This is a genomic window from Bacteroides congonensis (assembly GCF_900130125.1).
Taxonomy (GTDB): domain Bacteria; phylum Bacteroidota; class Bacteroidia; order Bacteroidales; family Bacteroidaceae; genus Bacteroides; species Bacteroides congonensis.
Map to the genome: position 1 here is coordinate 726,409 of NZ_FQXY01000011.1, position 22,691 is coordinate 749,099.

The 22,691-nt window shown below is 46.1% G+C and carries 12 protein-coding genes; 6 read left to right on the forward strand and 6 right to left on the reverse strand.

Annotated features, from left to right (window positions below):
• Window positions 1-6: 6 nt before the first annotated feature.
• Complete coding sequence (locus BQ7997_RS20270) at window positions 7-5,910, reverse strand: DUF3320 domain-containing protein (RefSeq protein WP_235817332.1); 5,904 nt, start codon at window positions 5,908-5,910, stop codon at window positions 7-9.
• Window positions 5,911-6,078: 168 nt separating this feature from the next.
• On the opposite strand from BQ7997_RS20270, the gene rpsA reads away from it, so the two are divergent.
• The 6 genes from rpsA to BQ7997_RS20300 all read left to right on the forward strand — a co-directional run bounded on the left by rpsA (window position 6,079) and on the right by BQ7997_RS20300 (window position 12,167).
• Complete coding sequence (gene rpsA / locus BQ7997_RS20275) at window positions 6,079-7,875, forward strand: 30S ribosomal protein S1 (protein ID WP_044653620.1); 1,797 nt, start codon at window positions 6,079-6,081, stop codon at window positions 7,873-7,875.
• Window positions 7,876-8,197: 322 nt separating this feature from the next.
• Window positions 8,198-9,136, forward strand: a complete 939-nt coding sequence (locus tag BQ7997_RS20280) for a ribonuclease Z (protein ID WP_073347816.1) — start codon at window positions 8,198-8,200, stop codon at window positions 9,134-9,136.
• The gene (locus tag BQ7997_RS20285; protein WP_073347817.1) at window positions 9,126-10,673 is read left to right on the forward strand and encodes a L,D-transpeptidase family protein; all 1,548 of its coding nucleotides are present in this window, start codon (window positions 9,126-9,128) and stop codon (window positions 10,671-10,673) included. Before BQ7997_RS20280 ends, BQ7997_RS20285 begins: the two co-directional genes overlap by 11 nt.
• Window positions 10,674-10,698: 25 nt before the next feature.
• Window positions 10,699-11,250 carry an RNA polymerase sigma factor gene (locus BQ7997_RS20290; RefSeq protein WP_073347818.1) on the forward strand — a complete coding sequence of 184 codons (552 nt, stop codon included), beginning with the start codon at window positions 10,699-10,701 and terminating at the stop codon, window positions 11,248-11,250.
• A 47-nt stretch (window positions 11,251-11,297) separates the two neighbouring features.
• Entirely contained in the window at window positions 11,298-11,675 is a 378-nt protein-coding gene (locus BQ7997_RS20295; protein ID WP_044653618.1) for a hypothetical protein, read from the forward strand.
• A gap of 27 nt (window positions 11,676-11,702) precedes the next feature.
• On the forward strand, window positions 11,703-12,167 hold the full coding sequence (locus BQ7997_RS20300) for a hypothetical protein (RefSeq protein ID WP_044653617.1): 465 nt from the start codon (window positions 11,703-11,705) through the stop codon (window positions 12,165-12,167).
• Between the two features lie 133 nt (window positions 12,168-12,300).
• On the opposite strand, the gene mazG is transcribed toward BQ7997_RS20300, so the two are convergent.
• The 5 genes from mazG to BQ7997_RS20330 all read right to left on the reverse strand — a co-directional run bounded on the left by mazG (window position 12,301) and on the right by BQ7997_RS20330 (window position 22,629).
• The gene (gene mazG / locus BQ7997_RS20305) at window positions 12,301-13,089 is read right to left on the reverse strand and encodes a nucleoside triphosphate pyrophosphohydrolase (RefSeq protein ID WP_073347819.1); all 789 of its coding nucleotides are present in this window, start codon (window positions 13,087-13,089) and stop codon (window positions 12,301-12,303) included.
• A 190-nt stretch (window positions 13,090-13,279) separates the two neighbouring features.
• On the reverse strand, window positions 13,280-15,901 hold the full coding sequence (locus BQ7997_RS20310) for a glycoside hydrolase family 2 TIM barrel-domain containing protein (protein ID WP_073347820.1): 2,622 nt from the start codon (window positions 15,899-15,901) through the stop codon (window positions 13,280-13,282).
• A 48-nt stretch (window positions 15,902-15,949) separates the two neighbouring features.
• Window positions 15,950-18,217, reverse strand: coding sequence for a glycoside hydrolase family 3 N-terminal domain-containing protein (locus BQ7997_RS20315; protein WP_083589313.1), 2,268 nt, complete (start codon window positions 18,215-18,217; stop codon window positions 15,950-15,952).
• 10 nt (window positions 18,218-18,227) lie between these two features.
• Window positions 18,228-19,772, reverse strand: a complete 1,545-nt coding sequence (locus tag BQ7997_RS20320) for a sulfatase family protein (RefSeq protein WP_073347821.1) — start codon at window positions 19,770-19,772, stop codon at window positions 18,228-18,230.
• A 445-nt stretch (window positions 19,773-20,217) separates the two neighbouring features.
• On the reverse strand, window positions 20,218-22,629 hold the full coding sequence (locus BQ7997_RS20330; RefSeq protein ID WP_073347823.1) for a polysaccharide lyase family 8 super-sandwich domain-containing protein: 2,412 nt from the start codon (window positions 22,627-22,629) through the stop codon (window positions 20,218-20,220).
• Window positions 22,630-22,691: the final 62 nt, after the last annotated feature.

Consider the following 22,691-nt stretch of genomic DNA (forward strand, 5'->3'; position numbering starts at 1 on the left):
ACGGTATTAATTGGCAATCGTTACCCGTCCATTTTCCATTTTTGCATAATTTCTTTTCACTGCTTCGCGGATACCTCTCCGCATGGCGGCATCTATGGTCGAACCCATACGGGGGAAACCGAAAGTCTGTGCGCATGCTTTTATCAAATCTGCCATAGGCAGGCTGATGGAGTCGGTGAGTATCTGCTGGATGGCGTTGGCTATTTCTTCAGGAGATATATCAGTCACATCCCGGTCGGAATCCGGTCGGTAAGCTAGATATGAACTGCACTGTTCTTTGTCTTTCCAACAATAAACATATCCGTCGTGTTCTGTATTATATGTATTCAGTGCCTTAAACACAGTTTCTATATGTGCTTCTATCCGTGGCCCCAAACGGCTGATTCCCCATTCGGACAGAATCTTTTTGCAAAGCAGGGATTTGCTGACCGGAGCTTCGTTTTCTATTATTTTCTGTATTTGGGAAGTAAGGACTGGATAACTTTCCGGGAGAAAGAAATCTTCGGGCAGATATTTATCCGGAGTGACTTTGGTGGACTCATAATCCTGTAGTCTACTTGGGGCAACCAATGTGGAAACTGTTTGCTTTTCAGTAGCAGTCGGTGACGTTTTGAGAAGTAATGAGACTTCATTAGTACTCCTTTTGGGGGTTGAAGCAGGCTTCTCGTTTTGTTTTTCTTCCGTTATGGTTGCCGGAGTGGTATTTGTCTGCGCAGTATCAGTCTCCGCGTTTGCTTCGGATTCTTTCTTTCGAGAGATTGCCTGCTGTATGGATGCAATTACTTCATCCGGTTTTTCCCACCAGTCCATTGTCCATATACGACAGATAGTCCAGCCGAGTGCTTTCAGGACATTGTTTTGAACAATCTCCCGGTCGCGTGCAGTCTTGGTACGCTGATAATTCTTTCCGTCACAGATAATGCCAAGTTGATAATTAGACCCGTTTTGAGTATCTACTATTCCTATGTCTATCTTATAACCGGAGCATCCGATGTCGGTATGTACAGTATATCCCAGTGAACGCAATTTGTCAGCTATGATATTCTCGATAGAAGCTGATGTGTCCGATAGCGGATTAGCGGCACTGTTGACTATATTTCTTGTCCCTTTTTCCGCATACTCAAGGAAGCGTTTCAGTCCGGCTACACCAATGGAAGAAGTCCGGTTCAAGTCTATCATGTCCGACCTTAAGGTAGAATAAATAATCATTTCATACCGGGCGCGGGAAACAGCCACATTCAGCCTTCTTTCTCCACCTGTCCGGTTTAGCGGGCCGAAGTTCATGCTGACACGTCCTGTGGCGTCCGGGCCGTAACCCACGGAAAAGAGAATCACATCCCGTTCATCTCCCTGCACATTCTCCAGGTTCTTGATAAATAGCGGTTCTTCACATTCCAAAGCCAGAGTTTCCAGTTCGGGGTGGAAGATAAAGAGGTCGGATAATAAATCTTCTATTAAGGCTTGCTGAACAATACTGAAAGTAACAACGCCAATACTCTTCTTTCTTAATTCCTCGCTTCTCAACCTTCTTTCTATTTCATCGACCACCGCTTGCGCTTCGGCTTGATTCTGACGGGATTTACCTTTGTCATAATACCCGTTGATAGACACCAGCCTTACCTTGGATTCAATATTATCGGGCGACGGGAAAGTCATCAGTTTATTGTCGTAGTACTCGGAGTTACTGAAAGCGATAAGACTCTCGTGCTTGCTTCGATAATGCCACAATAAATACTTCGATGGAATAGACAAAGCAAGACAGTCATCAAGAATACTTTCCAAATCTTCCATCTCGATATTATCTTCGTCAACGGTATTGACAGAGAAAAAGTTGGTAGGCGGCATCTGTTTCGGGTCGCCTACAATAATCACATTGTTACCCCGGGCAATGGCGCCTACGGCTTCATAAGTCGGCATCTGCGATGCTTCGTCAAAGACTATCAGGTCAAATTTATCCGCGTCCGTATCAATGAACTGAGCTACGGAAAGCGGACTCATCAACATACACGGACACATACGCGACAGCAAAGTCGGAATTTGGTCGAACAACTTACGGATGGATATGCCACGGGCATTGTTCCGGATGTTCTTTCGGAGTATGCCGACTTCGGAGCTTTGAATGGCTTCGTGAGTAAAAGATGGAATGTTGGAAGCCAACCTGGCAAATAATTCCTTCTTGGTGGTTTCTTCGAATTGAGTCGATATTTGTTTGTACTTCGCTATTATATCATTGAATATCTTGCCGTTGAACAACTCCAGGGTTGGCTCCTTGGGAATGATATACTGAATAGCGCTCTGGTAAAAACTTCTATAAAAGCTGTCAGCAAGTTGGGAAGTAGGAATATTCTTCTCCTTATATTCCGTTGCGATAAATCCGATGTTAAGTTTATCCAGCGTCCGGTAGGTTTGCAGCCATTGATACCAGTCCTTGAGTTTATCCAGATTTTCTTTCCACGTTTGAGCTTTTGATATGCCTGTATGAATCCAGTCAGCCGAATTGATATAGAGTTCCGCTATGGATATGCCCAACGTTTCGGAAAGCCTGTGCTCTATATTCGCGAGTGTATCCGAATACTGATAGATTTCATTGAGAGACTGGGCATGAATATCTCTGAATGTCTGTATGCCTTCAGCCAGTTGTGTAGACAGATTCTGTTTGATTTGTGAAACTTTGGCTATGTCTTTCGAATAGTTCAGCAGATGCGAATGTAAGGAAATCATGTCATTGATAATCTGCTCAATGGTCTTCCAGTCTTCATTCTTTCCGAATCGTCCGAACAGGGACGGCAGTTGGCTTGCATATTTCTGAACGGCTTTGTTCTCTTCCTGATATTGAATAATCTGATGAAGTAAAGGTTGGATAGCATCCGGTTCAATGGCTTTCAGGGCATAGATATGGAGAGCCTTCTTTATTTTTCTCTGTCCGAAATATCTCGGAAGAAACCATTGGGCGGATATCCGGTTCCATTCGGCTAACATGTTCCCGGCATCCACTTGCAGGATTTCTTTTGTAAATCCAGTTTCGATAGCTTTTCTTGATTCGTCACGTTTACGACCATGATTCACTACTTCACGATATTCATCAAGAGTTTCATTCAACAATGGCAGAGTCAATAAACCGGGAGTAAGTTCGGGAATATCGAGTATTCTTCGGATAATATTCGCAATCGTCTGAAAGTCTGTACGTGTGGGATGCATCTCCGTATCTTTCAGAAGCGCGGATAATGTAACCAGTTTCTGTTGGATAGCCTTCAGCAAGTCGATAAATTCGGTGAGCGTTCGGGCGGCTTCGTCTTTTACGGCAGATGAATATTCTGTAATGAAGATACCCGTCAACGGGTGTTGATGCGGATGCCCGCACGCATTGGCCGTTCTTACCAAAGATTCAACGGCATCTTCCCATTGCGAAAACGTATCTTTATCCAATTTCTCCAGATAGCCTTGAGGAATATTGAAACAAGGCTCGGCATCCAACGATTGATAATGAATAATCGCATCGTATAATGAAACTCCGAACGGGTACTCTTTATGCAGAGCTTCGATATATTTATTCAATTCCGCCCGCAGGTTCAACAAGCGTTCCGCTTCCTTCTTGAATTCTTCGGGTGGCGTTTTCCTGATAATTTCAGTCGTCTCTTTCAGTTGTGAGATGACTGCGGATTTCTTTGTCTTATTGGAATGAATTTCCAGGCAGAACGGAGCAAGACCAATGGCAGCCAGTCTGTTTTGGACAACGGAAAGGGCAGCCATCTTTTCCGCTACAAACAATACCCGTTTTCCTTTATAAAGAGCATTGGCGATAATATTGGTAATCGTTTGCGACTTTCCTGTTCCCGGTGGGCCGTGCAGGATAAATGTCTTGTCGTGTACCGCTTCGTATATGGCTTCCAGTTGCGAAGAATCGGCGATGATAGGCAGTACAATATCGGCAGGAGACAGTTGCTTGTCCATGTAGGTAGCATCTATTTCTTCCGTGGTGGCTTCCCATTCAATCTTTCCGTTGATGAGGCTCGATACGATTTTATTCTGAACCAGTTTGTGGGCATTATTATGAATGTCATTCCACATGATAAACTTATTGAAAGAAAAGATGCCAAGGATAGCTTGTTCTTCAACGTCCCATTTGCGCTGGTTCTTGATGCTGTTTCGGATGATAGAGTAGATTAATTTCACGTTTACGCCACTTTCATCGGAAGGCAATGGGTCTAATCCGGGCACGCTGATTCCAAAGTTTTGGCGGAGCATCTCCAGTAAAGTAATATTCATCATTGTCTCCTCTTCACGGGAACGGATTACATATCCCTTAGCTGCTGATTTGCGGATGATTTCGACCGGTAGTAATAGTATTGGCGCATAGCGGGGACGTTCGCTGGAAGGAGTCTCATACCATTTCAGCAATCCAAGGGCAAGATACAGCGTATTAGCTCCATTCTCCTCGATAGATGTACGCGAAGAACGGTAGAGATGAGTCAATGCTTTGCCTAAATCATTCTCGGACAAGTAAAAACGTAACCTTTTCTGTGAAAGTTCCGAATTGACGAAATCGACTATCGGATTGGATTCGGGAACGGATGAATAGATACCGAACTCCATAGCCGGACTTTCCCAACCGACAGGGTGGTGAAGGATACGGAACTCTTCTCCTTCGGCCAAAGCATCTTCCAGACAGGCGAGATTTGCCGGAATAAGTTGGAGTGTATTTTTAGTAATACGGATGTTCAGCAGATTATTGCGCAGGCTTAAATCGAGCAAACGTCTTTCCCACAATAGCTGTTTGGTAATGACAGTCTGCGTTTCGGTGCCCGATAAATCATAAGGATTAATACTTTGCGGGGTGACATGTACTGTATTCTTTGGGACAACAGGTTCATTCTCTTCTATTTCCCATGTCTGTCCATGCAATATGCGTTGAGGGATGGGACGAATCCCCGAATGTCTTGCTCTCTTCACATCTATCGCAAGCATGAAATAACTTCCGTCCGTCAGCTTGCCGTTCGCTTTCTTCACGGCATTGTCGAAGTCGGACTGGTGTCCCATGTTCATGCAGGTCGTCTCCACCAAAGTGATGTCGTAGATTCCTTCGGCCGTTCTTTTGGTTAATAAAGAAACGTCGTCCACGGTGGGATCGGGAAACGTTTCCGGCACTAGCCACGCTCCTGCGAAAGCGTGCCCTTGAGTGATGATGATAAGCGGGTTCAGCCCGATAGCTTCCAGGCACGAAGCATAGAGCAGGGACATATCGAGACAAGTTCCCAATTTCTGAGCCATCACGGAGTCAGCCAGCCGGACACGTTGCCCGTATTCTTCGAAGCTAGCGGGAATGGTACTGTATATAATCTGCTGTTCGGAGATGGCGGTATAAATGGCAGCCATCTGCTTTCTCACCCTGTCCGGGTTGCGGCTCTGATATTCGTCGAGAGACGGGCTGTCTGTCCATTGCCCCAAAATAGCGGCTGCCCTTTTTATAATAGGTAAGATGGCGGTGTGATTGGGAGTGATAAAGGCAGCCAGCATTTCAGGAAGCACATTGAGGCCGCCCCATTGGTCATAAGCCAAAATGTCGATAGGGTAGGTCTGCGTAAATATCAGCGATGCTTCGGAAGTGATTTCTATCTTCAGGTTGCCGGACAAACGCTCGGTTAGTTGCGTGAAGTAATTGGCCGATAACGTGAGAGAAAGGGGCTGCAAAGATACCGTGCCATGTGCCGGAATCAGCTCGATAACTGTCGGGACAGCATTGCCGAAAGCGGGTTCAGCCGTGATTTGTACTTGTATGTCCTTTAGCGGGGCAGATGTTGCGTTCTCTATAGAAAGCTGATGAATGACCGGTGCACTGTTTTGTTGTATCGCAAAATTAATGAGCGGCAAATAGCTGAACTGTACCTTGACTTTGTCCAATCTCTCGTCCATGGCAAAAACTGTATATATTAAGACTTGCAATATTACAAAAAATACGGATACAAGCATCTTTTATTCAGCCATTCTTTTGTCAATCAAGAAAATATTTCTACCTTTGCGCCCGATTTAGAGATAATATAATGTCTTATTTAATTAAAGTATTAAACAATTTATTTATTAATGGAAAACTTAAAGAACGTAGCTCCTATTGAAGACTTCAACTGGGATGCTTATGAAAACGGCGAAGCGGTAACAAGCGCAAGCCACGAAGAATTAGAAAAAGCTTACGACGGTACGCTTAACAAAGTTAACGACCGTGAGGTTGTTGACGGAACCGTAATCGCAATGAACAAGCGTGAAGTAGTTGTGAACATCGGTTACAAATCAGACGGTATCATCCCTTTGAATGAATTCCGTTACAATCCTGACCTGAAAGTAGGTGATACAGTAGAAGTGTATATCGAAAATCAGGAAGACAAAAAAGGACAACTCGTTCTGTCACACAGAAAAGCCCGCGCTACTCGTTCTTGGGATCGCGTGAATGCTGCTCTGGAAAATGAAGAAATTATCAAGGGTTACATCAAGTGCCGCACTAAGGGTGGTATGATCGTTGACGTATTCGGAATCGAAGCATTCTTGCCGGGTTCTCAGATTGACGTTAAACCGATCCGCGACTATGATGTATTCGTTGGCAAAACTATGGAATTCAAAGTGGTTAAAATCAACCAGGAATTCAAAAACGTTGTTGTATCTCACAAAGCTCTTATCGAAGCTGAACTGGAACAACAGAAGAAAGAAATTATCGGTAAACTTGAAAAAGGACAAGTTCTCGAAGGAACTGTTAAAAATATCACATCTTACGGTGTATTCATCGACCTTGGTGGCGTAGACGGTTTGATTCACATCACTGACCTTTCTTGGGGACGCGTTAGCGATCCGAAAGAAGTTGTTGAGCTGGATCAGAAACTTAACGTTGTTATCCTTGACTTCGATGACGAAAAGAAACGTATCGCTCTTGGTCTGAAACAACTGACTCCGCACCCATGGGATGCTCTTGATACAGAGTTGAAGGTTGGTGACAAAGTAAACGGTAAAGTTGTCGTTATGGCTGACTACGGTGCATTCATCGAAATCGCTGCCGGCGTAGAAGGTTTGATCCACGTTTCAGAAATGTCTTGGAGCCAGCACCTGCGTTCTGCACAGGATTTCATGAAGGTAGGCGACGAAGTGGAAGCTGTTGTTCTTACACTTGACCGCGAAGAACGTAAAATGTCTTTGGGTATCAAGCAACTGAAACAAGACCCATGGGAAACTATCGAAGAGAAGTATCCTGTAGGTTCCAAGCATACTGCAAAAGTTCGTAACTTCACTAACTTCGGTGTATTCGTAGAAATCGAAGAAGGTGTAGACGGTTTGATCCACATCTCTGACCTTTCTTGGACTAAGAAGGTGAAACACCCGTCAGAATTTACTCAGATTGGTGCTGACATCGAAGTTCAGGTACTCGAAATCGACAAAGAAAACCGTCGTTTGAGCCTTGGTCACAAACAACTCGAAGAAAATCCTTGGGATGTATTCGAAACTGTATTTACAGTAGGTTCTGTACACGAAGGTACTATCATCGAAATGTTGGATAAGGGTGCTGTTGTAGCTCTTCCTTACGGTGTAGAAGGTTTCGCAACTCCGAAACACCTTGTAAAAGAAGACGGTTCACAAGCTCAGTTGGATGAAAAACTTGAATTCAAAGTGATCGAGTTCAACAAGGACGCTAAGAGAATCATCCTGTCTCACAGCCGTATTTTCGAAGATGTTGCTAAAGCTGAAGAAAGAGCTGAAAAGAAAGCTGCTTCCGGTGCTAAGAAGACATCTGGTAAGAGAGAAGATTCTCCGATGATTCAAAACCAGGCTGCTTCAACTACGCTGGGCGACATCGACGCTCTTGCTGCATTGAAAGAACAGTTGGAAGGAAAGAAATAATCTGAACAGAATATTTCCAGTAAAGGCGCTCCCGTTTGGGGGCGTCTTTTTTTGTGTTCGGTTACGGTTATAAATGGGAATTTAATTTAGACATAAGAACAAAAGAACATAAAGGCTGCGCTTGGAAAATTATTTCTGCTGGTCATTAAACTACTACTGTTTCATCTTTTGTTCTTATGTTCTTCTGTCTAAAAAGAAATTATCATTTTATTATGATATCATTTAGTTCTATTGTCAATCTGTATTAATCAGTGTAATCCGTGGTGAAATATTTCCTATTCTTTTGCCGGATTAAATTTGAAATGCTTTATCTTTGCATACCATGGAAAAATTCGAGTTACATATATTAGGGTGCGGCTCTGCTTTGCCTACTACACGACATTTTGCGACTTCACAAGTCGTCAACCTGCGTGAAAAACTATTTATGATTGATTGTGGGGAAGGCGCGCAGATGCAATTGCGTCGTTCCCGACTGAAGTTTTCCCGACTGAACCATATCTTTATCTCTCATTTGCATGGTGACCATTGTTTCGGCTTGACGGGCTTAATCTCTACATTCGGCTTGTTGGGCAGAACGGCTGATTTGCATATTCACTCCCCGAAAGGGTTGGAAGAACTGTTTGCTCCACTGCTTGCTTTCTTCTGCAAGACGCTGACCTATAAAGTATTCTTCCATGAATTTGAAACGAAGGAACCTGTTGTCATTTATGACGACCGTTCGGTGACTGTAACTACGATTCCTTTGAAGCACCGTATACCTTGCTGTGGTTTTCTTTTTGAAGAAAAACAGCGGCCTAATCATATTATCAGAGACATGGTAGATTTTTATAAAGTTCCGCTCTATGAACTGAACCGCATCAAGAACGGAGCGGATTTTATGACTCCCGAAGGAGAAGTAATCCCTAATTCCCGATTGACCCGCCCTTCGGCTCCGGCACGCAAATACGCTTATTGTTCCGATACGATTTATCGTCCGGCGATTGCGGAACAAATCAGGAATGTAGATTTGCTTTTCCATGAAGCGACCTTTGCGCAGGGAGAGCAGGCACGGGCTAAAGAAACTTATCATACAACGGCTGCACAAGCAGCGCAACTTGCGTTGGATGCCAATGTGAAACAGTTGGTGATCGGACATTTTTCCGCCCGCTATGAAGATGAATCTATTTTATTCAACGAAGCATCCGCCATCTTCCCGCAAACGATTTTGGCGAAAGAAAACTTATGTATCGACGTTGACGGAGGGACTGCATATGAAAAGTAAGCGGCTGCTTTGGGGAATGATAATCGTATGTATAGCTTGCCTGGCAGCTTGCAAAAAGGAGAAACCTTTGTCTCCGATACCGGATTCTTTGGCAAGTCTTCAGGAATTGTTTAATCCTACCTGGCAGATTAGTACGGATAGTATCCATCAGATGATTCATTCTTATTTGAATGAAAATAAGCAGGAGACTCCCTGGGATTCGGCATTGGCAGCCCACTATCGGGAGAAAGATGAATTTTTCTGGCTGAATGATTCGTTGATTTCAGATAAGCCTGCTGTACAAGTGGCAGACTCCATGCTGTATTGGCTGGAAAATATCTCGCGGCATGGCATTAATCCGCATCTTTATCCTACGGATAGCATTCGCAAGGAATTGCATCAGGTACGTACACTGCAATTGCAGGAAGGAAAGACTATGAACCGCCTGTTGGCGGATATTGAATATCAGTTGACGTCTGCCTATCTTTCATATGTATGTCAGTTGAAGTTCGGTTTTCTTCCTTCAAAAGACAGATGGAACGACTCCATCAGCCGGATACCTCTTAAAGATTATGATAAGGATTTCGCAATGGCTGCTTTGGATTCTCTCCGGACAAATGCCAATACAGCCTTTCATAAAGCGCAACCTTCTTCTCGGCTTTACTTGAAAATGCAGGAAGAACTGGAACGTGTGAATGCCTGGGGTGAGACGGATACTACGGATTATTACCGCGACCGTTTGTTGGTGAATATGGAACGCGCACGCTGGCAGTATGCCTTGGATAAAGGAAAGAAATATGTAGTAGCCAATGTAGCGGCATTTATGCTACAAGCTATCAATGAGGAGACAGACTCTATCCTGGAAATGCGTATCTGCGTGGGAAGCGTGAAGAATAAGACGCCTTTGTTGTCGAGCAGAATCTACTATATGGAACTGAATCCGTATTGGAACGTCCCTCAAAGTATTATCAGGAAAGAGATTATTCCTACCTATCGCAGGGATACGACTTATTTTACCCGCAACCGCATGAAGGTATATGATAATAAGACCGGCCTGCAAGTAGACCCGCACAGCATCAAATGGGCTAAGTATGCAGGAAAGGGCGTACCCTATACGGTGAAGCAGGACAATAAGACGGGAAACTCATTGGGACGCATCATCTTCCGTTTTCCCAATCCTCATTCCGTTTATCTGCACGATACTCCTTCCCGTTGGGCTTTCACACGAAAGAACCGGGCGGTAAGTCATGGCTGCGTACGCCTTCAGAAAGCGCTTGATTTCTCCTTCTTCCTGTTGAATAAGCAGGATTCATTGCTTGAAGACCGTATCCGTATCGCAATGGACATCAAACCGGTGACTGAAGAAGGAAAAAAGCTGCCTGTCAGCGCGTCTTACCGTGAACTGAAGCATTATAGTTTAGAGAAATATATACCTTTATTTATAGATTATCAGACAGTTTACTTGTCTGCCGACAATAATCTGAGATATTGTGAGGACATTTACAAATATGATCCGTCTATATTAAAGGTTATGAACGACCTGAATTTGAAACCATAAATAAACATACAGATAACAAGAGAGTATGACCCCTTATAACGAACGCGAAGTTCTGAAACTCCTTCAGGAGGAGAGTACCCAGCGGCAAGGATTTGAAATGATTGTGGCGCAGTATAGCGAACAATTGTATTGGCAGATCCGCCGGATGGTACTGTCGCATGAGGATGCGAACGATCTCCTGCAAAACACTTTTATCAAGGCATGGACGAATATCGACTATTTTCGTGCCGAGGCGAAGCTGTCTACCTGGCTCTATCGCATCGCGCTGAATGAATGTCTTACCTTTCTGAACAAACAGCGTGCCATGACTACCGTAGCCATTGACGACCCGGAAGCAATGGTTGTGCAGAAACTGGAAAGCGACTCCTATTTTTCGGGCGACCAAGTGCAGATGTGCTTACAGAAAGCATTGCTGACACTGCCGGAGAAACAACGCATGGTGTTCAACCTGAAGTATTATCAGGAAATGAAGTACGAAGAGATGTCGGAAGTGTTCGGTACGTCGGTCGGCGCATTGAAAGCATCTTATCATCATGCGGTGAAGAAAATAGAGAAGTTTTTAGAAGAAATTGATTAAACCTTTTAGACCGGACAACGTCTAAGGAAAAGAGAGGAGAAAAACGTATGAAAGAAGAAGATACCCTATTGAAGAAGCTTGGGATGGAAAATTCCTTCAAAGTTCCCGATGGTTACTTTGAAAACCTGACTTCAGAGGTGATGAATAAGCTTCCTGAAAAAGCGAAAGTCGCTTTCAAGGAAGAACCTGTCAGCACATGGACAAGACTCAAACCATTGCTTTATATGGCAGCTATGTTCGTAGGTGCCGCCTTGATTATCCGGGTAGCATCGACAGATCATAAACCTGTTACGGTAGATGAGGTGGCAGTGACAGAGGTGGATACGGAAGTAATATCCGATGAAATGATAGATGTGGCACTGGATCGTGCCATGTTGGATGATTATTCGTTATATGTTTATTTGAGTGACGCAAGTGTAGAATGATTTATTAAAACCGATTGAATACAGAAAATGAGAAAAGTAATCGCATTAGTCGTTTTGTTGTGTGGCTTTATGCCTGTTCTTTGGGCTGCTGACGGGTGTGACCAACATTTGTCCCGCGAAGAGTTCAGGGCAAAACAAAAGGCGTATATTATCGAACAGGCAGGATTGACAAAAGAAGAAGCTGCCAAGTTCTTCCCCGTTTATTTTGAACTTCAGGACAAAAAGAAAAAGCTGAATGATGAGTCATGGGATTTGATGCGCAAAGGCAAGGATGATAAGACTACGGAAGCCCAATATGAAGAAATCAACGAGAAAGTAGCCAATAACCGTATCGCTGCCGACCAACTGGATAAAACTTATTTGGGCAGGTTCAAAAAGATTCTTTCCAGCAAGAAGATATTTCTCGTTCAGCGGGCGGAAATGCGTTTCCACAGGGAGATGATAAAAGGAATGCATCGCAAGGGAGACAGTAAAGATTCAAAGAAAAAATAAGATAATAAATCAGACGCTCTGTTGAGTATAAACAGACGTTCTGTTTGGGTAAAATAAAGGCTCCGTTTCAGCGAAACGGAGCCTTTGTTTTTTCTCTTTGTTGTGGTCTGTAAGAATCGGGTATTATTGCAGTCTACAATCCTTTTTTCTTTGCTTCATTCCAAATGGCATCCATCTCTTCAAGAGTCATGTCTTTCAGGTTCTTTCCCTCTTTGATGGTATGTTCTTCCAGATAATTAAAGCGGCGGATAAATTTCTGATTAGTACGTTCCAGTGCATTATCGGGATTAATCTTATAGAGACGTGCCGCATTGATAAGGCTGAACATGACATCTCCGAATTCGGCTTCCGCCTTATCCTTATCCATGTTGGCTACCTCTTCCTGAAACTCTCCGATTTCTTCCTTCACCTTGTCCCAAACCTGTTCGCGCTCTTCCCAGTCGAAGCCTACGTTACGGGCTTTGTCCTGCATACGATACGCCTTGATAAGTGAGGGTAGGGCAGCGGGAACACCGCTTAACACGCTCTTATTACCATCTTTTTCTTTTAACTTCAACTGTTCCCAGTTTTCGGATACCTGTCCTGCTGTTTCCGCCTTTACTTCTCCGAATACGTGGGGATGACGGAAAATCAGTTTGTCACACAGCTTGTCGCAAACATCTTTGATATCGAAATCCCCTGTTTCCGAACCTATCTTGGCGTAGAAAGCAACGTGCAGCAATACGTCTCCCAATTCTTTGCAAATATCCTTTTTGTCATCTCTCATCAGAGCATCACAAAGTTCATAAGTCTCTTCTATGGTATTGGGACGTAGGCTTTCATTTGTCTGTTTACGATCCCAGGGACATTTGACACGCAGTTCGTCAAGGATATCCAGAAAGCGTCCGAAGGCTTCCATTTGTTCTTGTCTAGTATGTGACATAAATCTATCTTTTATTAAAGTTTTCGTATAATCTGTCCATGGTTAGCATCTATTTATATGCAAATATACGTCAATTGCACCATAAAAGTGCAGAAAACTATGATTTTCTGCACTTTTATGGTGCAATTGGTGAGGCTAATCAAATTGAGAATATCTTCCCTATGGATGATTTATTGAGATTAACCTTTAATCAATCATTTAGCCCTACTCCGAACTTGGATTGCTGTTCGCCTACTTCCTTGGCGCGATACTCATTTAGCAGTTGGCGCAGGCGTTCGTTCTCTTTTTCCAATTCTGATTTGGATGCTGCGTTACGAACCGCTACTTCCGTTTTACTGTTGCTGATGTTCAAAAGTTTGCTTTCGTTCTCTGAATACAGTTCTTGCTTGGAATTGGCGATTGTCTCAAATTCCAGTTCGCCGGACAACGGAAGAACCGTTCCTTTATATTTCATCGAAGCGATGACATGCACTTTCCCTGGTTTCAGCGTTGATTGCACTAGAATGGGAGCTGTTCCCCAACATAATGAGGCGGTGGTCTCGCCAATCAGTCGTCCTTCTCCATCAATGCTGAAATTCACCTCAAAATTGTTCAACCGTCTGACCACTCCGTTTTTGTCTATCAATTCGGCAATCACCGTCACCACGTCCGAGCCGTCGGCGACCGTAGCCGTGCCATTGTTGTCCAACCGTAATCGGAGTTTTTCCGGGCGTTGGGCAGGATAGCGTTTGTGTCTTGCCACCACTTTACCGTCTATCAATCCTTCTGCCAACATATAATATTCATCTTGCTTCTTGGCTCGTGCCAATCCTTTGGTATCCATAAAATCATACACATCCTTGAAGAAAAAGTGGGGTGAAGGCAATTCTGCTGTTTTCTGCTTCTTCTGCGTATATACCTTTCCGTTCTTATAGACTGTAAGGCGCACCTCATCACAATTGGAATAGACCGTCACATCACTGGGTGAGAACGGAGTCATCTCATGAGCAATGTAAATCATGGGACCACTTTCCGCATTGAAGTTATATTTGGTAGCGGGACGTTGCGACATATACATATAGTAGGAGGTTTTGGGTTGACGATACGCATCCATGATACCCCCATAGAAGGGTTCGGGGTGATATCCACGGTTATGGTCGAACGGATGCCACATACAACCGCCTACCACCTGCGATGATGAAGAGCAGACCCACCGGTACACATCTTCGTAATGGGCTGCCTGCACCAACATTGGGGTCTCTCCCCAAGAACGGGATACACGACTGTCCGAATTCTGTGCTATCCAGTCGTCTACATTATCGCCCCATTCACGAATCAGATAGGTCTTCTCCGGCTTCAGATTCTTGGTCGGACGCAATAGGACGGAAAAATACTCATCGCCCAAGGCGGCATCGTCGCAAGAGGCTTGAACCTCGGGACATTCTTCCTTGCAGATGGCTGCTGCATTCTTAGCAAAACTGGCAGGATAGTTAGTCTCATTCAGAATAGGTTCCCATAAAAATACACTGGGGCGGTTTCGGTTCTGGCGAATCATATTGCGGATATCAGAATAAATACGTTCGCCAAAACAAGGAGCCTCGTTCCAGAATTGCCAGCCGGGAGTCGCCACCATTACAAAAAGTCCCAACTCATCGCAAGCATCCATAAACGCAGGGTCGAGCACATAATGTGCACTACGTACAATCCTGGCACCGGCATCTTTTAGCTTACGGGCATCGCGCCATTGCAGGTTGTTGGGGACAGCATTCCCCAAAACGGCAAATTCCTGATGACGATTGACGCCTACCACTTTTCCGTATGGTTTGCCGTTAATCCGGAGTCCTTCCTGTTGCTTAAACTCAATACTACGGATTCCCACACGCTGGCGCATACCGTCTACCACCAGCCCTTTATCATCCTTCACATAAATGTCCAGATTATAGAGATAAGGAGTTTCGGGCGACCAAAGTTTGGGCGTTTCCACAACTAACCGACTGCCTGCGTACCCGGCTTTTCCCTTTTTGACATTGATTTTACACGCTGCCTGCGCCACAACCTTGCCATCGGTCTGTCGCAATTCATACACAACGGTGGCAGCAGAGTTGCGGTTGCCTTCATTGCGTACATGCGTTTGAATGTTTACTTCCGCCTTCGCTTCAGACACATTGTTGAAAGAGAGGTACACTCCGCCACCTGCCACCTCGTTTTCATAGTTGGGGTCGGTGATATGCAGCTCGTTGTGGGCAATCAGCCAACAGTCACGGTAGATGCCTCCAAAGTAGCAGAAGTCCAACATCTCTTGAGGTTTGCCTGCCGGATAGGTCGGGTCGTTCGAATTGTCTGCCATGACGGTGATGATATTATCCTTATTCCAGTCCAGTTCATTGCTGATGTCGGCAATCACCGGCAGAAATCCTCCGAAATGCTCTGTCATCAGTTTGCCGTTAACCCACACTTTACATTTACCCATGACAGCCTCGAAGTGAAGAAAGAGCTTTTTCCCTTTCAGACCCTCTTCCGGAGTGAAGTGTTTGCGATACCACACCACACCTTGATAATTGATGCAACCGCTCGCTTCCGCCGGCAGATACTCAATGCCGTGAGGCAAGGAGACACATTCCCATTGCGAGTCGTCGAATGAGACGCTGTAATCCCCTCCTTCGATGTCTCCTTTATGGAAACGCCAAGCTATATTCATGGAGTAGACATCCCGACCTGTGTCCGGTAGTCTGTAGAAACCGGCAGTTGAGAATTTCGGTTGTTCAAATCCTTGTACAAACGCTATGGGGAGTAGCAGCCCGATAAGGATGAAAATTAGTTTTCTGTTTTGCATATCAGTCAGTGCCTATTTTATTTATTTACAAGTATTTATTTTATTCATTTACAATTGTACGGCAAAGCGTTGAGTTGCTCCCTGCATACAGTTCGGTCCCACTAGCAATTCAAATTCTCCTGCTTCCACCTCCGGTTGCAGGCGTTCGTTTAGGAAGGAAAGTGCTGAGTAGGGTAGTGTAAACGAAACGGTTTTCGTTTGTCCGGCAGGAACATGCATCCGTTGGAAAGCTTTGAGCTGCTTCTCCGATTGGGTAATCCGACAATATAAATCAGTCAGGTAGACTTGCACTGTTTCATCGCCATCCATGTTCCCCGTATTGGTGATATCTATGGAGAAACGGATCTCCTCATCTTTCGTCAGCTTGTCTTTCGCCAAGCGCAGGTTTTTATATTCGTAAGTGGTGTATGACAAACCGTAGCCGAAGGGATACAGCGGAAAGTAGCGGCTTGCAGGCATAGCGTTCTGTCCGTATTCCACCACGTTGCCTTCACGACCGTAAGGACGGTGGAGCAGGCACATCGGCAAGTCGCCTACCGTGCGTGGATAAGAAACCGTTAATTTTCCCGAAGGATTGACCTTTCCGCTCAGGATTTCCGCTAAGGCATTTCCGCCTTCCTCGCCGGCAAAGAACATCATGACAATGGCATCAGCCTTATCCATCCAACGGGTCATTGTCACCGGGCGTCCTTCCACCAACACCACTATCAGCGGTTTGCCTGTCTTGCTGATTTCAAGAATCAGTTCCTCCTGCACTCCCATCAAGTCTAAGCTGTTGCGGTCTCTCGTCTCGCCTCCGGTAGTCCAGTTGGCACCACCCATCACCATGACGCAGGCATCGGCATCCTGCACGCACTTCACCGCATCCGCAAAGCCGGACGTATCATTGCCGGTCAGACCACAACCTTTAGCGTATGAAACCTCCACTTGCTTTCCAAAGATGTTTTTAATTCCTTCGAGCGGGCTGACACCTTTTACGCCCTTGGCAGAATAGCCGCCCAACTGTGCCACAGTGGCATTGGGACCTACCACTGCCAACTTGTGTACACCGTTCAGCGGAAGCTGGTTCTTTTCGTTTTTCAGCAATACGATGCTTTGTCGTGCGGCTTCGCGTGCCAAGTTGCGGAATTGCGGAGCGTCACACAACTTTTCCGCCAACTTCTCATCCACGTAGGGATGCTCGAATAGTCCCATCTGGAACTTCACGCGCAGGATGTGGCGTACGTTGGTGTTGATATCCTCTTCCGTGATTTTCCCTTCCTTTATCATGTCGGTCAGTTTGGCGTACCATTTCAGACGAGGCAACTCGACGTCCATGCCTGCCTTTGCACACAAGGCGGCAGTCTCCAAGGGTGTCGGGGCAATCCTTAAATGGGCATGGGCATGGTTGACGGCGCTCCAGTCGGATACCACAAAGCCGTCGAATCCCCATTCGCCCCGCAGCACGTCGGTCAGCAACCAGCGGTTGGCGGAGCAGGGCACACCATCCACCGAGTTGTAGGCAGCCATCAGCGATTTCACTCCCGCTTCCTCTACGGCTGCGCGGAAAGGCGGCATGTGTATCTCGCGCAACTCTCGCTCGCTCATTCCCGCATTGCCCGAGTCGCGTCCGCCGTCGTTCACGAAGTTGGCAAGGAAATGCTTGGGGCTACAGATGACTCCATGCTTCTGCACTCCCTTGATGAACTCCACACCCATGCGCGAAGCCAAAAAAGGATCTTCGCCATAACACTCCTCCATACGTCCGTGGCGCGGGTCGCGTGCTAAGTCCAGTGTGGGTGATAATACTTGGTTGATGCCGCGGCTGTAGGTCTCTTGTCCAATGGCGTCGGCTATCTGTGCCATCAGGTCTACGTTCCAGGTGCACGACAGCGCTATGGATTGGGGATAGGAGGTGGCACCTGTGGCACGGCAACCGTGCAAGGCCTCTGCGTCAATGATGACGGGTATTCCCAAGCGAGTCTCCTCTATGGCAATCTTCTGTATTTGGTTTCCTGTGACGACAGCGTTCCGGGCAGTCATGTCCGTAGTGGGGCAGCTCAGGTAGCCCACTACGTGTTTTCCGAATTTTCGACGTATGTCGTCCATGGAATAGTTGCCGCTTGTCTCGAATATCTCGTCGCCTTCTCCCAAACGCAGTGCTGACATCTGGTAGACTTTCTCTTCCAATGTCATTCGCTTGATTAAATCCTCCACCCGTTCATCAACCGATAATTTGGGATTTTGATAAGGCAATGGTTTCTTGCCTGTTGGATGGGCAAACAAACTTCCCGATGTGATGAATAGCGATGCTGCTAATAAATGTTTGTATTTCATGATAATCGTATTATTTATAACTGATTAAGTCTTTAAGAATTTTCTCCTTATACCACGGGTCGTCGATAGCCTTCAACTGGCGTCCCAACTCCTTGCCGAGTTCTTTCACAATCTTCTCGTTGCCTTTTAGTGGCAGGCAATTGAGCTGATAGGGGTCTTTTTCATCATCAAAAAAGAACATTTTGTTGATTTTATTCTCCTTTGTGACGGTAAAGGCCAAGGTGTATTTGGCAGTCTTTATCCCTCGTGCTACCACAGAATATCCTAAATTCTCACCCTTTTGGTTTTTCTTTCCAAATCCGTTTTTCATATACAGCGCTCCTGTCGGGCGTTTCATCAACGAGTTGGCATCGAAAAACAGTTCTGCGTAGTTCTTGCCCTGCACATCCGACGGAACGAATTTCTCCACTCCTGCCAGTCCGGACAGCGTAGGCATGATGTCGGGAGTGGAAAGCAGCAAGGGGTCTACCCGGTGGGCTATCTTTCCGGGATAGCGCACGATGAACGGGATATTCATCGCCTCGGCATACGGCATGTTTTTCGCCTCGCTGGGTAGCTCGTGGCTGCACATCAGCTCGCCGTGGTCAGAGGCAAACACAACGATGGTGTTCTCTTCCAATCCCAACTCTTTCAAGGCATCCAGAATCATGCCAAAGGCACGGTCCACTCCTGTCACGTTGGCAAAATAGTAGGGCGTGGATTTTACTTTGGGCAGATTTTTGTTTGTCACGTTCGGACGTATAAGGGCATCCATCGGCATGTCTTTGTACAAGTTATAGTCTTCTTCCATGCAGTCCTTGAATGAAGTGTACGGACTGTGGGGCGGATTCATGCCCACCATGATGAGGAATGGTTTTTTCGGGTCGCGCACGTTGTTCGTGTTCTTCATATACTCGATGGTCTTTTTCGCTTCATACACCGGCGAGTATTCGTGTGGTTCATGCTTGTGCCCTTCGTTATCCCAATAGTGCGGGTTCTTATGTTCATCGAAAGTCCCGTAAGAATACCAGTAGTTGAAGCCGTGCCGACGTTCTTTAGGGGTATAGGCGTCCCATACCGGCATCTTTGCATTGACATAGTGTCCCGGATTATTGGGGTCGTTGGGCGTGGGTGCATCCAGATGATACTTGCCGATATAGGCACAATCGTAACCTGCCTGGCTGAACACATCGCCTATGGTGATAGCCTCAGGGTTCAGACTGCTGTTGGGAGAGCCGGTGTTGCAATTGACGGGCACTCCGTTCTTTTCTGCCGAATACATGCCTGTCATCAACATGGCGCGGTGCGGGCTGCTTACCGGATTATTGCTTTGCGCGGAAGTCAGCACCAATGATTCTCTCGCAAATTTGTCTAAGTTGGGAGTAATGGTAGGATCGCCTTCTGCCTTTCTATACTTTTTAAAATCCTCTTGCTTCCAGAATCCGCATGCATCGTTGCGGAATTGGTCGGGAAATACATAGATTACATTGGGGTACGTTTGCTGTTGTTGGGATTGTGCATAAGCTCCTGTGGCAACTAATGACAATCCACCTAAAAACAGATTCAGATGTTTCATATTTGATGGGGTTATAATGAATTATAGAAACAAATGTAGCCGAAAAAAGCAAATACGACCCGACATTCTGTACAAAAAAGGGGATAAGAATATACGCAACAAGATTATTGCAAATATGTACAAAACAATACCATTTGTTGTACTTAAAAGTATGTTAATCATTAAATGCTTATGCCTACTCTTGCTTTTCACCGATTAATTTTGTATCTTTATAGTTTTTGTCTCTTCATACATAGATAGTCATCTTATGCGGTGACAAATATCATTTTATAAGGTGACATTTATCCTGTTACAAGGTGACCATTGTCACCTTGTAACAGGATAACTACCTGGGTACATAAACTATTATAGTTTACTGCACTCAAAATTCTTATTCGCTGCATTGAAAATTCTTATATATAGCACTTCTTCCTAATTTGTACATTTTGAGTTTTTTAGTAGTTAATTATAGCCATACTGTAACAGGTGCTCCTGTCCGTTCGCCTTGCGGCATGGGGCATTTCACGCTCTTGCCGTTCAACGTCACACGGATTTCCTTGCACTTCTTGTCCATGCAGGCGTCGGTTACGGTAATTTGCGTCTTTTCTCCTTGCTTTTCCACCAATACCGTGCAGGGGGCGGAAACCGACAGCGTGGTACGCGATGCCTTCAGCGTCTCACCGGTGGTGTAGAACACAGCCTCTGTTACCTTCTTGTCAGAGCTTTCCACAGCCTGTACGAGGGTGTCGTTGCGCAACACCTTGAAGGGGTAGCCCTCTTTCGGCTCGCCTTTGCCGGCATATACCACGTAGCCATAGCTGTCGTTCACCGGCTTTTGTCCGTGGTCTATCCAGATGCGGAAGATGTCTGCCGTTTGTGGCAGGTCCTTCTTGTTGCGGTTCGATACGTTCATCTTGAACCAGTCGGCTTTCTTCTGTTCGCACACATAGTGCATTCTATTCTGATATTCGGGCAACACAGAGTAGGCAAATTTCCCTTGCTGCACAATCCATTTCGTGCCTTTCACCTTGTGGGTATACACCTCGCCGGTGTGTGCCGTCTGGTCGATAGTGGTGAGGATGGTTCCCGGCTGGTTGGGGTCGAGATTGGTGATGCCTGCTCCGAGTGCCACCATGTAGTCGCCCAGCATGAAGTAGGACTTGTAGGCCTTCACCCCGTAGAGCACTGCGTTCATCCCTTCGCTGTCTCCCTTGTCGTTCACGCCCTCTCTTTCCGAGCCGTTCATCTTCTCGAAGATGTAGCCTGCCACGGCATTCTCTCCTCCCGCTGTCGCTGCGGCGGCGAAGTTGTGCTTACTGGTATATCCGCGCCAGTTGGTCACGGGCGTCAGCCGTTCCATTCCCTCGCGGGCGGTACATCCCGGCATGGCGGTCACGTCGAAACCTCCCAACACTGACTTATATTCGTTGCCCGTCTTTTCAAAGAAGGTGGTTCCGTCGGTGGTGTAGAAGTTGTAGGCATCGGCAAAGGTGTGCGCGCTCTCTATGCCGTCGCAACGCACGGACGCCATGTTCACCATGATATAATAGTCGTCGTTCTTCTTCACCAAGTCGTCGTTGTTGAAGAAATAGCGCGTTCCGTTGTAAGCGTCGTAGGCTTCCATTCGTATATCTTTGTTCTCCACCTCTTTTTGTAGCAGTTCCAGCTCTTTCACCTCCTCATCGGTGAAGGATTCTCTCCAGGTGGACAGCAGCATGCCCAGCAGTCCGCGGTAGGGGATGGTGCGCGATTCGGGGGCGTATGCCATCGAGTTGCGGTCTAAGCAGGGTGTGGTGTATCCTTTATAATAGTAGAAGTTTCCTCCACGGAAATAGTTCATCAGTGCTTCCACGTTTCCACGGGTCAATTTAGTCTTCCACGGAGAGTCTTTCAGCATCCCCAGCATCTCCAGTGCTCCGGACGTGCCATGGATGGGATATCCCCAGATGAGGCACTGCACTCCGTGTCCCCAGCCGGCACCGTCGGCGGTGAAGCCTTCGTTCCAGAACGAGGTGTGGTAGGTGGCTTGCGAAGTGGTGGCGATGCTTCGTTGGCACACTTCCGCCAGCAGGTCGAGCATCGGGATGGAGCGGTAGATGAAAGCTGCCTGATATACGGCACGATAGCCGCTCGTTCCCAATCCGTTGCCGCCTACCCACCACACGTGGTTGCGGAAACGCTCCACCTGCACCACGTTGAGGTCGGTGTCATCGTTGCGCACAGGCTGTGTCCACGATTGCAGGGAGATGATTTTCAGCATGTCGGCTGCTGCCACCAAGTCTTTGTCTTCCGCTCCCCCCGCTTCAGCGATATCCATCTGCTGCAAGAGGCAGAAGTAGATGCCCGAAGCCGATTTGGGAAGTGCGAAACAGGAAGCGTGGAAACGCGCCCAGTTGTTGGGACGGGAGATTTCGAGGTTGCCATAGTGTACGATGGATTTCAGCAGCGCTTTCCATGTACGGCTGTCTTTTTCTTGCGAAAGCTTGTTCTCCTTAAATGCGTTTGCTAGGAACCAAAGACGCTGGTAGGCTTCGGTGATGACGCCTCCGCTGTTTGCCTGGTTTCCGTCCTTGCCCGGACCGATTTGGTTGTCGTCCAAGTCGGAGAATTTACCGTCGGGTTGCATCAATTGGATTAGCTTGTTCAGTTCATGCTTGTCCATATTGCCTTTTCTGTTGAAATAAAGATTCTCTTGTTGCAGTTTCAACCGGAACTCTTTGATGAATTTTTCTTTCTCCGGTGAGCTTATTTTTCTTGCTTCTCCGTAATAGCGGTGATAGTTGTCTATTGACCACTGTGCCTCTTTGTTCTGTGCTCTCAATGCAGTGCATATACAGCAAAGAGAAAATACCCAAAAATAAATGCAACGATGTTTCATGATATACTTTTTAAAGAAATTATAGTTGTTTATCACCACAAAGATATAACGGACGAGAGAGA

Bases quoted from the DNA above. Each gene is read 5' to 3' on its own strand.
- BQ7997_RS20290 (WP_073347818.1), top strand. From the start codon at position 10,699: ATGACCCCTTATAACGAACGCGAAGTTCTGAAACTCCTTCAGGAGGAG.
- BQ7997_RS20270 (WP_235817332.1), bottom strand. From the start codon at position 5,910: ATGGACGAGAGATTGGACAAAGTCAAGGTACAGTTCAGCTATTTGCCG.
- BQ7997_RS20300 (WP_044653617.1), top strand. From the start codon at position 11,703: ATGAGAAAAGTAATCGCATTAGTCGTTTTGTTGTGTGGCTTTATGCCT.
- BQ7997_RS20330 (WP_073347823.1), bottom strand. From the start codon at position 22,629: ATGAAACATCGTTGCATTTATTTTTGGGTATTTTCTCTTTGCTGTATA.
- mazG (WP_073347819.1), bottom strand. From the start codon at position 13,089: ATGTCACATACTAGACAAGAACAAATGGAAGCCTTCGGACGCTTTCTG.
- BQ7997_RS20280 (WP_073347816.1), top strand. From the start codon at position 8,198: ATGGAAAAATTCGAGTTACATATATTAGGGTGCGGCTCTGCTTTGCCT.
- BQ7997_RS20320 (WP_073347821.1), bottom strand. From the start codon at position 19,772: ATGAAACATCTGAATCTGTTTTTAGGTGGATTGTCATTAGTTGCCACA.
- BQ7997_RS20310 (WP_073347820.1), bottom strand. From the start codon at position 15,901: ATGCAAAACAGAAAACTAATTTTCATCCTTATCGGGCTGCTACTCCCC.
- BQ7997_RS20315 (WP_083589313.1), bottom strand. From the start codon at position 18,217: ATGAAATACAAACATTTATTAGCAGCATCGCTATTCATCACATCGGGA.
- BQ7997_RS20295 (WP_044653618.1), top strand. From the start codon at position 11,298: ATGAAAGAAGAAGATACCCTATTGAAGAAGCTTGGGATGGAAAATTCC.
- rpsA (WP_044653620.1), top strand. From the start codon at position 6,079: ATGGAAAACTTAAAGAACGTAGCTCCTATTGAAGACTTCAACTGGGAT.
- BQ7997_RS20285 (WP_073347817.1), top strand. From the start codon at position 9,126: ATGAAAAGTAAGCGGCTGCTTTGGGGAATGATAATCGTATGTATAGCT.